The organism is Marinilabilia salmonicolor, assembly GCF_003003035.1.
Lineage (GTDB): Bacteria > Bacteroidota > Bacteroidia > Bacteroidales > Marinilabiliaceae > Marinilabilia > Marinilabilia salmonicolor_A.
Genome location: NZ_PVTS01000008.1, coordinates 74890 through 88220, shown reverse-complemented (window position 1 = coordinate 88220; position 13331 = coordinate 74890). Strand labels below are relative to the sequence as shown.

Sequence of the window (13331 nt, the reverse complement as noted above, 5' to 3'; positions counted from 1 at the left end):
AAACAACAAAAAGATATGAACATACCGGAAAAGCTAAAATTCACCAAAGATCACGAGTGGGTTAAAATTGATGGTAACGTAGCCACTGTAGGAGTTACCGACTTTGCACAAAGCGAATTGGGAGACATTGTTTTTGTAGAAATCGAGACTGAAGATGAAGACCTCGAAAAAGAGGAAGTCTTTGGTACCATTGAAGCTGTAAAAACTGTTTCTGATCTTTACATGCCTGTTACCGGAAAAATCATTGAGGTAAACGAGGAATTGGAAAGTCAGCCCGAATTGGTAAACAAAGAGCCCTACGAAGGCGGCTGGATGGTAAAGATTGAAATGGCAGATCCCGATCAGGCTGATGACCTGCTCTCGGCCAGTGATTACAAAAAATTAATTGAGTAGTACCAATCTGCTCTGAATACATAAAAAAGGCGACCTGAAATATTTCGGGTCGCCTTTTTTATATTTATCAGAATGGATATTAAAGTGTTCTGGACACTTCAACTTCCTCAAATGCTTCAATAATATCTCCGATTTTGATGTCGTTAAAGTTCTTGATATTTAATCCGCATTCGTAGCCTGAGGCCACTTCCTTAGCGTCATCTTTGAATCGTTTCAGAGAGCCGAGTTCGCCTGTGTAAATCACAATACCGTCACGGATAACCCGCACTTTTGAACTGCGTTTCACCTTGCCTTCTTTCACCATACAACCGGCAATTGTACCAACCTTGGTGATTTTAAACACATCGCGTATCTCAACAGTCGCTGTAATTTGCTCCTTGATCTCCGGCGAGAGCATACCCTCCATTGCGGCAGTAATCTCCTCAATGGCATCGTAAATAATAGAGTACAGACGAATATCAATCTCCTCTTTCTCTGCAATACGACGGGCAGCCAGTGAAGGACGTACCTGGAAACCAATTACGATGGCGTTGGAAGCCGCAGCAAGCATGATGTCTGATTCAGAAATCTGTCCCACCGCTTTGTGAATCACATTCACCTGAATTTCTTCAGTTGACAGTTTGATAAGCGAATCGGCAAGTGCTTCAATAGAACCATCCACGTCACCCTTAACAACAAGGTTCAGTTCCTGGAAGTTTCCAATGGCAATACGACGGCCAATTTCATCAAGCGTAATATGTTTCTGTGTTCTGAGTCCCTGCTCACGTTGCAACTGAGAACGTTTGGTTGCAATATCCTTAGCTTCCTTCTCGTTCTCCATCACATGGAATTTCTCACCCGCCTGTGGTGCTCCGTTCAAACCGAGAACCAAAACAGGCTCAGCAGGTCCGGCTTTATCAATGTTCTGATTTCGCTCATTATACATGGCCTTTACGTGACCATAATACTGACCGGAAAGTAGTAGGTCACCCGTTTTAAGGGTTCCTGACTGAACCAACAGGGTTGCCACATATCCGCGACCGCGGTCCAGGGTAGATTCAATAACCGAACCCACAGCAGGCTTATCAGGATTGGCTTTCAACTCAAGCAAATCTGCCTCAAGCAATACTTTTTCCAGAAGCTGATCAATATTGACACCATTCTTGGCACTGATATCCTGTGACTGGTATTTTCCGCCCCATTCTTCAACAAGATAATTCATGTTGGCCAGTTCCTCTTTCACTCTGTCGGGGTTGGCATTGGGCTTATCAATTTTGTTAATGGCAAACACAATAGGCACGCCTGCAGCAGAAGCATGATTGATTGCTTCAATGGTCTGGGGCATCACATCATCGTCGGCAGCCACAATAATAATAGCAATATCGGTCACCTGAGCTCCACGGGCACGCATCGCGGTAAATGCTTCGTGTCCCGGAGTATCCAGGAAGGTAATTTCTCTGCCATCGGCCAACTCTACGTTGTAGGCACCGATATGCTGGGTAATTCCCCCTGCCTCACCGGCAATAACGTTTTCTTTACGAATATGGTCAAGCAAAGAAGTTTTACCGTGGTCCACGTGTCCCATCACCGTAATAATCGGCGGACGAGGCTTAAGATCCTCAGGATTATCTTCCTTCTCTTCAATTGCTTCAGCAGCATCAACACTGATGAATTCAACTGAGTAACCATACTCTTCAGCTACCAGAGTAATGGTTTCAGCATCCAAACGCTGGTTGATTGAAACAAAGAGACCAAGGCTCATACAAGTGGAAATAATCTGTGTCACCTGCACATCCATCATACTGGCCAGGTCGTTGGCCGTCAGGAACTCCGTCACCTTGAGCACTTTGCTCTCCTCTGTCATCCGGTCCATCTCATCCTGCTCCTTTTGAGCAGCAGCATCCCGTTTATCACGACGATGTCGGGATGTTTTGGATTTTCCTTTGGAGGTCAGGCGGGCCAGTGTCTCCTTAATCTGCTTTTGCACATCCTCTTCGCTCACTTCGGGGCGGGCAGGACGCTTCTTCGCCTTGGTTTTTTTACGTTTTTCCTTCTTATCCTGTGGGGCCACTTTACCGGCACCATTGGCATTTTGAGGTTGCTGTTTATCCGCAATATTTACGCGTTCTTTCTCCTTACGGATGCGTTTTCTCTTTTTCTTCTTCTTGCGTTGCTCGTCACGACTCTCGTTGTTACGGGCGTTGGCAGGAAGATCAATTTTACCAACAACAGTAGGACCCGACAACTTTTTCACCTTGGTAGGCATAAAACTGTCTGCGTCTTTTTTGGTACTGTCTTCCTTTTCGGCAGCCGGAGCTGTTTCCGGAGCAGCTTTTTCTTCTGCTGGTTTTTCTTCTGCAGGCTTTTGTTCGGCAGATTTTTTCTCCACCGGAGCAGCCTGTTCTTTTTCCGGCTTCACTTCCTTTTTGGTTTCTTTGGAAGCTCCCTTCTCCTTCTTTTCAGAAACATCTTCGGCTTTCACCTCTTTCTGATCGGTTTCTTCCGGTTTTTTCTCAAGGTCAATTTTTCCAACCACTTTTAAATCTTTGTCTGGTTTCTCAACCTCCACCGGAATATCTACTTTTTGATCGGGAGTTTCTTTTTCCGATTCATCCTTTTTGGAATGACCAACTTCGGGCTCCTTATCTTCAGTCTTCTTTTCTTCCTGCGAAGATTTTTCAGGTTTATCAGCAGCTTTAGCAGTTTCTTTAGATTCAACAGCCGCGGTTTCCTCAACCTTCTTCTGTTCCTCCTTTTGTTGCTCTTCGGCTTTCTTCTTTTGGTCGAGGTCTATTTTCCCCACAACCTTAACATCCATTTTTTGCTTGGGCGTTGAAAATTCGGCAGTTGGTTTCTCCTCTTTTTTCTTCTCCGGCTTCACGACAGGAGGCACCTCGTCTTCAACATCAGTGTCCTCATCAACGTCTTGCTCCTCTTTCAGGTCATCAATAGAGACAGACGATTTTTTCCCTTTCTGCTTGCGTTCAACCAGTTTTTCCGACTCTTGCTTAACGGTAAAGTCAGAACGATATTCCTGTCTCAGAAGATCAACCATGTCTTCCGAGATCTTGGTATTCGGATTGGATTCAATCTGAAATCCTTTTTTATGCAGAAAATCAACAATGGTGCTGATTCCCACATTACATTCTTTTGCTATTTTACTTAGTCTTTTTCCAACTGCCATATAAGGGACTTTCGTTTTTACAGGTAAAAAAGATTAATCTGAATAATTCATGAATCAATCAGGCAAAAATCTTTGCCAACAAAGATAAGCGAATTATTCAAATTCGGCTTTCAGAACATTGATTACCTCACGAATGGTCTCTTCCTCAAGATCTGTCCTTTTGGTAAGATCTTCCACGGTCAAATCGAGTACCGATTTAGCGGTGTCGCAACCAATCGCTTTAAGTTCATCAAGTATCCAGCTTTCAATCTCATCTGAGAATTCATCCAGAGAAACATCTTCCTCATCCTCATCCTCAGTTTCACGATACACATCAATTTCGTAACCGGTCAGCTGACTGGCCAGACGAATATTCAAACCACCTTTACCGATAGCCAGAGAAACTTCTTCAGGCTGCAGATAAACGTCTGCACGTTTCTCCTCCTCAAAAAGTTTAATGGTCGATACTTTGGCGGGGTTCAATGCACGTTGAATAAACAACTGCGTATTGGCAGTATAATTTATCACGTCAATATTTTCGTTGTGCAACTCTCTTACGATGCCATGGATACGAGAACCTTTCATTCCTACGCAGGCACCAACCGGGTCGATGCGGTCATCATACGACTCAACGGCCACTTTGGCCCGCTCACCGGGAGCACGCACAATCTTTTTAATGGTTATAAGCCCGTCATAGATCTCGGGCACTTCAAATTCAAACAAACGCTCCAGGAACACAGGAGAGGTGCGGGACAAAATAATCAAAGGAGTATTGTTACGCATTTCAACCCGAATTACCACAGCCCGAACAGTCTCACCTTTTCTGAAAAAATCTCCCGGGATCTGTTCTGCTCTGGGAAGAATCAGCTCATTACCTTCATCATCGAGGATCAGCATCTCCCGTTTCCAGATTTGGTAAACCTCACCGGTTACCACATCTCCAATTCGCTCGGTATATTTACTGTATAGATGATCTTTTTCCAATTCCATAATCTGACCTGCAAGATTTTGTCTCAAAGTCAGAATGGCTCTTCTCCCGAATTTATGAAAATTCACCTCATCCACCACTTCTTCTCCAATTTCGTAATCTTCATCAATTTTACGGGCATCCGAGAGTGAAATCTGTGTATTGGTATCTTCCACTTCTCCATCGGGAACCACTTCGCGGTTACGCCAGATTTCAAAGTCACCTTTGTCAATATTTACGATGACATCAAAATTTTCGTCACTTCCGAAAATCTTGACCAAAACACTACGGAATGAATCTTCGAGGACTCTGACCATGGTTGCACGGTCAATATTTTTCAGCTCTTTAAATTCCGAAAAAGTGTCTATCAAATTAATATTTTCCATCGCTGCTGTTGTATGTTCGTTCTGTTTTATATCTGCTCAAGACCGGTTGTACCCCGGCATTTTTTCATTGAATTTACAAAGAAAGAATTTCTTTCACCCTCTTTACTTCATCAAAACTAAACTGATGGTGAAAAACCTGCAACTCTTTTTTCTTTTTTCCTTCAGGTTTCACCATTTTTTCTTCTTTCACAACAAAACCTGAATCCGTAACCTCTTCCAAAATTCCTTTCTGAACCTTTCCATCATTATCCATCACCTCTACGGGACGATTCAGGCATTTGTGGTATTGCTGCAACACCTTAAAGGGCTGTCCGATGCCGGGAGAAGACACTTCCAGTTCAAAATCTTCCTCCTCACGGTCGAAAGAGTGCTCCACCAATCGTGAAATTTCCACACAATATTCTATGGGTACACCATGGTCACTGTCGATCAGAATCTCAATTCTGTTACCGGGTTTAACCGCCACATCCACCGCATAAAAGCCATCAGCGTCAAGCTTTTCGGCAATCAAATCCATTATTTGTTGTTTTGCTATCATAGACAAGCCATTAATAAAATAGGGGACCCCTGCCCCCTACCCACTTACTGTGAAAACCGCTGCAAAGATAAGGAATGAGAAACAAATATGCAAAAACCTTTTTGCCTAAAAATCAAATCATTTTGCGGGAATGCAGATTGCATGAACACATCTTCACAGAAACTCCCGATTTATCAACTCCCTGAGTTTGTACGATTCGTTACGAATGGCTTTCTTTGTACCACAAAACCAGAGAGAAAACATTGAAAACGACACCACATTACAACCAGCGGAAAATTGTGAACGATCCCGTTCACGGATTCATCAGCATTCCCGACAACATCCTGTTCGAGTTGATTGAGCACCCTTATTTCCAGAGGCTCAGGCGTATCAAACAACTGGGCCTGACCTCATTGGTTTATCCGGGAGCAGTACACACACGTTTTCAACACACATTGGGAGCATTTTTCCTGATGGGAACGGCTATAAATGTTTTACGGGATAAAGGCCATGAGATCTCCGACAGTGAATCGACGGCTGCTCATGCCGCCATTCTCATGCATGATCTGGGCCATGGCCCATTTTCTCATGCATTGGAACAAACGCTCATTGAAAGCCTGAACCATGAAGACATCTCTCTCCTTTTGATGGAAAGGCTGAATCACCATTTTGACGGACAACTATCTGCTGCCATTGACATATTCAACGGAAATACCGACAAGCTCTTCCTCCATCAACTGGTTTCAAGCCAGCTCGATGTGGACAGACTCGACTACCTGAAACGTGACAGTTTCTTTTCGGGAGTGTCAGAAGGAGTTATCGGTTCCGACCGGATCATCAAAATGCTGGAAATAAAAGACAATGAACTGGTAGTGGAAGGGAAAGGTATCTACTCCATTGAAAAATTTCTGGTGGCCAGACGTCTGATGTACTGGCAGGTTTACCTGCACAAAACAGCCCTGGTGGCAGAAAAAATGCTTATCAATGTCTTAAAAAGGGCAAAAGAGCTTGCTTTACAAGGCAACGACGTCCCTGCACCTCCATTTCTGGAAACTTTTCTTAAGAACCGTTTCTGTAAAGGTGATTTCCAAAACAACCCCCAGATATTAAATGATTTTACCATGCTGGACGATAACGACATTATGAGTGCCCTAAAGCTTTGGCAAAATAACAACGACAAAGTTCTAGCCATTCTGTCGTCCTGCATCCTGGACAGAAAGCTTTTAAGAATTGAAGTTTCTGATACTCCTTTTTCCCAGGAGATTATCGATACCCTTAAAGAAAAACAAAAAGATTCCCTGAAGCTGTCAACTGAAGAGATGGACTATTTTGTTTTTACCGACCATGTATCCAACAGTACTTACAAAACAGGGGGCGAAAACATCAACATCATATACAAAGACGGTACCACCAAAGACATCTCTCTGGCATCCGACATGCTTGATCACACTGCCTTATCAAAACCTGTGAGCAAGTATATTCTCTGTTACCCCAAGTAATCTGAAGGGCTCACAGCCAAAAAATCACGTTTTATTGATCAATTGATCCGTTTCAACGGAAAAAACATGGCATTTTATGCCCCAGGACGCAACTATATTTTACACCAAAAGATATATTTATTAGTTTTGTCCCAAATTTTTAAACATGGAATTCACTGCACAACAGATTGCTGAACTTATAAACGGAACAGTCGAAGGAAATGAAAACCAGGTTATCCGGGATGTTTCCAAAATAGAGGAAGGTCGCCCTGAAACCCTTACATTTCTTGCCAATCCGAAATATGAGCAGCACATATACAACACAGATGCTTCGGTAGTTATTGTGAACAACAGCTTCAAACCCGAAAAGCCTGTAGAAGCAACATTGATACGTGTGGAGGACGCCTACCAGGCACTCGCGCGGCTGCTTCAGATGTATGAGAGTTCGTTGCCCAAGAAGACAGGGATTGAACAACCCTCTTTCATCGACTCGTCGGCCTCGATTGGAGAGTTTGCCTATATTGGAGCATTTGCCTACATCAGCGAAAAAGCAAAAATCGGGGACAATACCCAGATTTGGCCGGGTGCCTTTATTGGAGAAGGCGTAGAGATTGGTGAGAATACCATCATCTATTCAGGAACCAAAGTTTACAAAAACTGTAAAATAGGAAACAACTGCATCATTCACGCAGGGGCTGTTGTCGGATCGGACGGGTTCGGTTTTGCTCCGGGGCCGGATGGTGATTATCAAAAGATTCCCCAGGTAGGTAATGTCGTCATCGAAGAATTTGTGGAAATTGGTGCCAATACGACTATAGACCGGGCCACCATGGGATCCACCATCATTCGAAAAGGTGCCAAAATAGACAATCTTGTGCAAATCGCACACAATGTGGAAGTAGGTGCCAACACGGTAATAGCAGCGCAAACCGGCGTTGCAGGAAGCACCAAAATCGGAAAAAACTGTATGTTTGGAGGCCAGGTAGGCATTGCCGGGCATTTAAAGATTGCCGATCAGGTAAAAATGGCTGCCCAGACGGGAGTGGCCAAAAGCATTACCAAAGAAGGAACCGTAATGATGGGGTCGCCTGCCATGGATGCCATGCAATACAACAAATCGTATGTGATGTTCAGAAAACTGCCGGCCATTTACCAGCAGCTTCAGGAACTGGAGAAAAAAGTATCAGAAAAATAAGGCACGCCGGCACTGCTGAAAAACATTGTCGTCAGTTACGACTTAATGATAGTTACTATGTCAGAAAAACAAAGAACGATTCAGAAATCAGCTTCATTAAAAGGCACCGGTCTCCATACCGGCGCAGAAGTTACCCTCACACTAAATCCTGCCCCGGTGAACTCGGGGTTTTCTTTTAAACGAACTGATCTGGAAAACACTCCGGTGATCAGGGCCCTTGCCGACAACGTGGTATTTACCGAAAGAGGCACTGTACTGGAAGAGAATAATGCTCGTGTGAGCACCATCGAACACTGTCTTGCCGCCTTGCGTGGCATGGGCATCGACAACTGCCTTATAGAGGTAGATGGGCCGGAAGCTCCGATTTTGGACGGCAGTGCCCACTTCTTTGTACAAGCAATAAAAGAAGCAGGCATTTCAGAACAGGAGGCAGAACGCGAATACTTCATCGTCAAAGAAAAGATGATAGTAGAAGATCCTGAAACCGGAAGCTCTGTTATTGCCATTCCTGATGACGGACAGAACTATCAGGCTATGATTTCATTCAACAACTCCATGCTGCTTTCCAATCAGTATGCCAACATGGAGGGAATGGAACAGTTTGAATCGGAAATCAGCAACTGCAGAACCTTTGTTTTTCTGCATGAACTGGAGCCTCTCTTAAAGAACAATCTGATTAAAGGTGGTGACCTGGACAATGCCATTATCATCATCGACAAGGAGGTTCCTCAGGAAGAATTGGATCGGCTGGCCGCTCTGTTCAACAAACCATCAGTGGAAGTTAAGCCCATCGGAATTCTTAACAACCTGGATCTGCATCATCCCAATGAGCCGGCACGTCACAAATTGCTAGATGTAATTGGCGACCTCACGCTGGCGGGAATGCCCATCAAAGGAAGAATTATCGCAAATAAACCCGGGCACAAGATAAACGCTGAGTTTGCCAAGGCTGTTCGCAAGGAGATAAAACGACGTCAGCTGAAAGCAGATGCTCCGGAATATGACCCCAATGCAGAGCCGGTGTTCGACATCAACGAGATCAAGAAATTGCTGCCACACCGCCCGCCATTCCTATTGGTAGATAAAATCATTGACCTGAAGGATAAAACCATCGTAGGGGTTAAGAATGTGACCATGAATGAGCCGTTCTTTGTGGGCCATTTTCCTGAAGAACCGGTAATGCCAGGAGTGCTTCAGGTGGAAGCCATGGCACAAATCGGAGGCATCCTGGTATTAAGTCAGGTGGACGATCCCAAACAGTACAGCACCTATTTCCTGAAGATTGACAACATTAAATTCCGTAAAAAAGTAGTACCGGGAGACACCATTGTCTTCAAGCTGGAACTGATGACCGAAATTCGCAGGGGTGTGGCCAATATGAAAGGCACAGCATTTGTGGGAGACAACATTGTTGCAGAAGGGGAGTTTATGGCCCAGATCGTAAAAAACAAATAATAAGCAACCACAGGCATCCTGGTGATGTGTCTGTAGCGGAAAACGAGAAAAGAAACACTATGAAGCAACCATTGGCATATATTCATCCCGAGGCAAAAATTGCACCCAACGTTGTGATTGAACCTTTTGTCACCATCGACAAAAATGTGGAGATCGGCGAAGGAACCCGTATCGGTTCCAACGTGACCATCCTCGAAGGTGCCCGCATCGGAAAAAATTGCAACATCCTTCCGGGTGCCGTAATAGCAGGAACACCTCAGGATCTAAAGTTTGAAGGCGAAGATTCTCTGGTAATAATTGGCGACAACACCACCATCAGAGAGTTTGTAACCATCAACAGAGGAACCAAGTCAAAAGGAAAAACAGTCGTTGGCAACAATTGCCTGCTGATGGCCTACGTTCATGTAGCACATGATTGTGTGGTAGGAAACAATGTAATACTGGTCAACAGTGTTCAGGTAGCCGGAGAGGTAAAAATCGACGACTGGGCAATTGTTGGAGGGCTTTCGGCCATTCACCAGTTTGTGCACATTGGCAAACACGTAATGATTGCCGGGGGAACACTGGTTAGTAAGGACGTTCCGCCCTATGTGAAAGCCGGTCGTGAGCCCATATCTTATGCGGGTGTAAACTCTATCGGGCTGAGAAGAAGAAATTTCTCCAACGAGCAGATCCGCGACATCCAGGATATTTATCGCTTCATGTTTCAGAAGGGTTTGAACAACACGCAGGCCATTGAGCGTATTGAAGCAGAACTGACAGCTTCGGATGAGCGGGATGAGATTATTCTTTTCATTAAAAATTCACAAAGAGGTGTTATTAAAGGATACAATCCCGACAATAGCTAGTTTCTGTCCATAAAGTCCCGTTTACTGCGTTACGCCATTAGCGGAAATTGCTCATTTACTCAAGTAAACTCCGCATTTCCGCTAATGGCAAGCCTTGTAAACGGAACCTTCTGAACAGAAACAGCGAACTTGAGAAACTTTACTTAGTTAATAAACGGACTCTACCTAGTGTTTGTCTATAAAGTCCAACTTCTGCGTTGTTGCTCAAAATATAAATCCTCATCCCGATTGTGCTTTTTGTTGGTTTTTTGTTCAAAAAACCTTACAAAAGCTACTTCGGGACTGCGGTTTAGATTTTTCACACGCCTTGAATTTGAACTTTCTGGTTCAAACACGTGAAAAATGTTTTGTTTATAGACAGACATAGTTAGCTGAATAACTTATTAATCCTTTTCATATTCTGACTTTTCAGCCGACTTCATAGGATTGGCAGAGATCTCTTTGTGTAAATTTCTTCGCTTAAAAACATCAACAGCCAGATAAACCGCTTCACGGAAGGAGGATTCATCAGCTTTGTTTTCTCCTGCAATTTCGAAGGCTGTTCCGTGGTCTGGCGAAGTACGAACAACAGGTAACCCTCCGGTAAAATTAACCCCCTCAGAGAAAGCAATGCTTTTAAATGGTGCCAAACCCTGATCGTGGTACATGGCCAGAACAGCATCAAACCGTCCCACATCCCCCGAACCAAACAGACCATCTGCAGGATACGGCCCCAACGCCATAATGCCCTCGTCACGGGCAACCTCTATGGCAGGTTTGATAATATTTATTTCTTCATCGCCCAGCAATCCTTCATCTCCTGCATGAGGATTAACTCCAAGAACAGCAATTCTGGGCTTACGGATGGTGAAATCAACCCGCAGTGTTTTATCCAGCACCCTTATTTTTTCCAAAATCTTCTCCATCGTAAGCTGCTCGGGCACCTCTTTCAACGGGACATGCCCCGTTACCACTCCCACTTTGAGCTGTGGCGCCACCATCAGCATAATGTGCGGCGGATTGTCAAATTGCCCTGCAAGATACTCGGTATGACCCGGAAACTTAAAATCTTCTGAGTAGGTAGCATTCTTATTTATAGGAGCAGTCACCAACACATCCACTACTCCGTTTTTCAAATCCTCAACAGCCTTTTGCAAAGCTTCAAATGCAGCCTGGCCACCGGCTTCGGTTGCTTTCCCCAGCTCCACCCTTGTATTATCATCCAGACAATTCACAATGTTTACTCTTTTGGGATGTGCCTCATCCCCCGACTTAATGCTGTTAAGACTGAAATTAGGGATATTCAGGGCCTTTCGGTGATATGCTGCCACTTTGGAAGATCCATAAATAACAGGCGTGTAAAGCTCCAGTACTTTAGGATCGGCCAACGTCTTGAAAATTATCTCATAGCCTATGCCATTGATATCTCCCTGGGTTATTGCGACTCTTACTTTTTCTGTACTCATAATATCTTTCTTTTAAATGGTCACATGCTTACAACATGTGATATATATAGATTTTCAATGCTTCGAACTTCTAAAATATTCTCTGATCAGAATTTTCTTAAGCTCCCTGTGAATAATCAGTTCAGTAAGGACATCCGGAAGGGAAATCTCAGGAAATTGTCTTTGATAACTACTTATTTCTTCAGGCGAAACATCAATGCGGTACAACAAATTAAAAAATTTCTCACCGTTTTCGCCCAGAAGGGCCTCCACATGCTCTCTCATTTGCCCGAAAAGCTCCCCATAAAAGTCATGGACATCACCGGAAAAAACAATTTCCAGGTTAAACTCTCCAAAATCCTTAATGATTTGCAAAGCCGTTTCGCGGATTAAATCTTCCCGACTGGCAGCTTTTTTAAGGTCATTATCGGTGAGTGATGGAAAGCTCATTCGGCAGTCTCCTCTTCTGATTGATCATCATTTAAAAACCTGAAAGAATACAACATCGCTTCGAGTTGCCAGATAAGGTTCCGTTTTTCAGGCTTTTCAGGTGCATAAACATAGCCCTCCGTTACCACAATGCGGGCATTTTCGGGATCAATATGAGCCAGACTCACAAAAGGTCCTCCCATCAGGTCTCCCTCCACACGCCACAATCCACGCATTTCGACAATCTGGTGGTCGTTGCGCTCAAACCTCTTGTAGGTAACAGGCAAACGACTTTCGGTTGACATGTAGGAACCTTCCACAGAACCGGGAACATTTATTTTGAGAACAGAATCTCTCTTGTTTAAAAGGTTGGCCTCGGAAAAAGAGTCAAAATCAGTATAATCAATGGAGTAAATAAAAACCCCCTGACTGATCAGAGGCGTCTCCTGCGACATCCACATAAAGTCCTTCCCCGGCTTATTTTCATTAAAACTTGACGGAATAAGCATGTAAGCTTCCCACTTTTCCTTAAACTCTTCCATCAGGTCGCGGTGGCTGTATTTTTGATAATAATTGAGACTTCTGTCTCTCTCTGCCCTCACAAAAAAACCTGTCAGAAGAATCTCCTCCGCCTCAACAAGAGAATCAAGTTGCCATACATCCTTTGCCGTAATATGAGCCATTGCATGTTGCTTAGCCCATCTGTCCTTGTAGAATTTCACATCAGGATCCAGGTCTTTCTTCACATCAACAATTATAATATTCCGGAAGTTGCGTAACCTTTCTCCAAAAGCACGATGCGGAATAATAGAGACATCAAAGAGCGGCTCGGCCTGAGGCAAGGCAACTACAGCCTGACGCAACGCTGCTTCCAGAGTCTTACCTCCGGCACTGTCTTTAACTGCATCATTCATCACCACCAACATCTCTCCGGCACTACCGGAAATATTTGGCTTGTAGGCTCCTCCTTCATCTTTACACCCTGAAGTGAATAACAAAATCAGGAAAAATACAGAAAGAGGAAAAACCGATTTAATGTACTTTGAAGGTCTCATTGGCTTAAAATATTTCATAATTCATAACAGACAACTGCCGAC

At 44.0% G+C, this 13331-nt stretch carries 11 protein-coding genes; 5 read left to right on the top strand and 6 right to left on the bottom strand.

Annotated elements, in window-relative coordinates; translation table 11 throughout:
• Positions 1-15: 15 nt before the first annotated feature.
• Entirely contained in the window at positions 16-393 is a 378-nt protein-coding gene (gcvH, locus tag BY457_RS09865) for a glycine cleavage system protein GcvH (protein WP_106153169.1), read from the top strand.
• 79 nt (positions 394-472) lie between these two features.
• Here gcvH and infB read toward each other — a convergent pair whose 3' ends face one another.
• The 3 genes from infB to rimP all read right to left on the bottom strand — a co-directional run bounded on the left by infB (position 473) and on the right by rimP (position 5426).
• The gene (infB, locus tag BY457_RS09860; protein WP_106153168.1) at positions 473-3556 is read right to left on the bottom strand and encodes a translation initiation factor IF-2; all 3084 of its coding nucleotides are present in this window, start codon (positions 3554-3556) and stop codon (positions 473-475) included.
• Positions 3557-3649: 93 nt separating this feature from the next.
• Complete coding sequence (gene nusA, locus BY457_RS09855; protein ID WP_106153167.1) at positions 3650-4888, bottom strand: transcription termination factor NusA; 1239 nt, start codon at positions 4886-4888, stop codon at positions 3650-3652.
• A gap of 73 nt (positions 4889-4961) precedes the next feature.
• Positions 4962-5426, bottom strand: a complete 465-nt coding sequence (rimP, locus tag BY457_RS09850; protein WP_106153166.1) for a ribosome assembly cofactor RimP — start codon at positions 5424-5426, stop codon at positions 4962-4964.
• A gap of 242 nt (positions 5427-5668) precedes the next feature.
• Here rimP and BY457_RS09845 point away from each other — a divergent pair, with 242 nt between their 5' ends.
• From BY457_RS09845 to lpxA, 4 genes are all read left to right on the top strand, one after another.
• Complete coding sequence (locus BY457_RS09845) at positions 5669-6904, top strand: HD domain-containing protein (RefSeq protein WP_106153165.1); 1236 nt, start codon at positions 5669-5671, stop codon at positions 6902-6904.
• A gap of 145 nt (positions 6905-7049) precedes the next feature.
• Positions 7050-8078 (top strand): UDP-3-O-(3-hydroxymyristoyl)glucosamine N-acyltransferase, encoded by a 1029-nt coding sequence (lpxD, locus tag BY457_RS09840; protein WP_106153164.1) that lies wholly within the window; start codon positions 7050-7052, stop codon positions 8076-8078.
• A 57-nt stretch (positions 8079-8135) separates the two neighbouring features.
• Positions 8136-9533, top strand: a complete 1398-nt coding sequence (locus tag BY457_RS09835; RefSeq protein WP_106153163.1) for a bifunctional UDP-3-O-[3-hydroxymyristoyl] N-acetylglucosamine deacetylase/3-hydroxyacyl-ACP dehydratase — start codon at positions 8136-8138, stop codon at positions 9531-9533.
• Between the two features lie 59 nt (positions 9534-9592).
• Entirely contained in the window at positions 9593-10381 is a 789-nt protein-coding gene (lpxA, locus tag BY457_RS09830) for an acyl-ACP--UDP-N-acetylglucosamine O-acyltransferase (RefSeq protein WP_106153162.1), read from the top strand.
• Positions 10382-10764: 383 nt separating this feature from the next.
• On the opposite strand, the gene pdxA is transcribed toward lpxA, so the two are convergent.
• From pdxA to BY457_RS09810, 3 genes are read right to left on the bottom strand one after another with little or no spacing between them, the layout of a single operon-like run.
• Entirely contained in the window at positions 10765-11826 is a 1062-nt protein-coding gene (gene pdxA / locus BY457_RS09820) for a 4-hydroxythreonine-4-phosphate dehydrogenase PdxA (RefSeq protein ID WP_106153160.1), read from the bottom strand.
• A gap of 54 nt (positions 11827-11880) precedes the next feature.
• On the bottom strand, positions 11881-12255 hold the full coding sequence (locus tag BY457_RS09815; RefSeq protein WP_106153159.1) for a hypothetical protein: 375 nt from the start codon (positions 12253-12255) through the stop codon (positions 11881-11883).
• Complete coding sequence (locus BY457_RS09810) at positions 12252-13289, bottom strand: DUF4837 family protein (RefSeq protein WP_106153158.1); 1038 nt, start codon at positions 13287-13289, stop codon at positions 12252-12254. The genes BY457_RS09815 and BY457_RS09810 overlap by 4 nt, the downstream gene beginning before the upstream one ends.
• Between the last annotated feature and the right edge of the window lie 42 nt (positions 13290-13331).

Bases quoted from the DNA above. Each gene is read 5' to 3' on its own strand.
- BY457_RS09835 (WP_106153163.1), top strand. From the start codon at position 8,136: ATGTCAGAAAAACAAAGAACGATTCAGAAATCAGCTTCATTAAAAGGC.
- rimP (WP_106153166.1), bottom strand. From the start codon at position 5,426: ATGATAGCAAAACAACAAATAATGGATTTGATTGCCGAAAAGCTTGAC.
- BY457_RS09810 (WP_106153158.1), bottom strand. From the start codon at position 13,289: ATGAGACCTTCAAAGTACATTAAATCGGTTTTTCCTCTTTCTGTATTT.
- nusA (WP_106153167.1), bottom strand. From the start codon at position 4,888: ATGGAAAATATTAATTTGATAGACACTTTTTCGGAATTTAAAGAGCTG.
- pdxA (WP_106153160.1), bottom strand. From the start codon at position 11,826: ATGAGTACAGAAAAAGTAAGAGTCGCAATAACCCAGGGAGATATCAAT.
- lpxA (WP_106153162.1), top strand. From the start codon at position 9,593: ATGAAGCAACCATTGGCATATATTCATCCCGAGGCAAAAATTGCACCC.
- infB (WP_106153168.1), bottom strand. From the start codon at position 3,556: ATGGCAGTTGGAAAAAGACTAAGTAAAATAGCAAAAGAATGTAATGTG.
- BY457_RS09815 (WP_106153159.1), bottom strand. From the start codon at position 12,255: ATGAGCTTTCCATCACTCACCGATAATGACCTTAAAAAAGCTGCCAGT.
- lpxD (WP_106153164.1), top strand. From the start codon at position 7,050: ATGGAATTCACTGCACAACAGATTGCTGAACTTATAAACGGAACAGTC.
- gcvH (WP_106153169.1), top strand. From the start codon at position 16: ATGAACATACCGGAAAAGCTAAAATTCACCAAAGATCACGAGTGGGTT.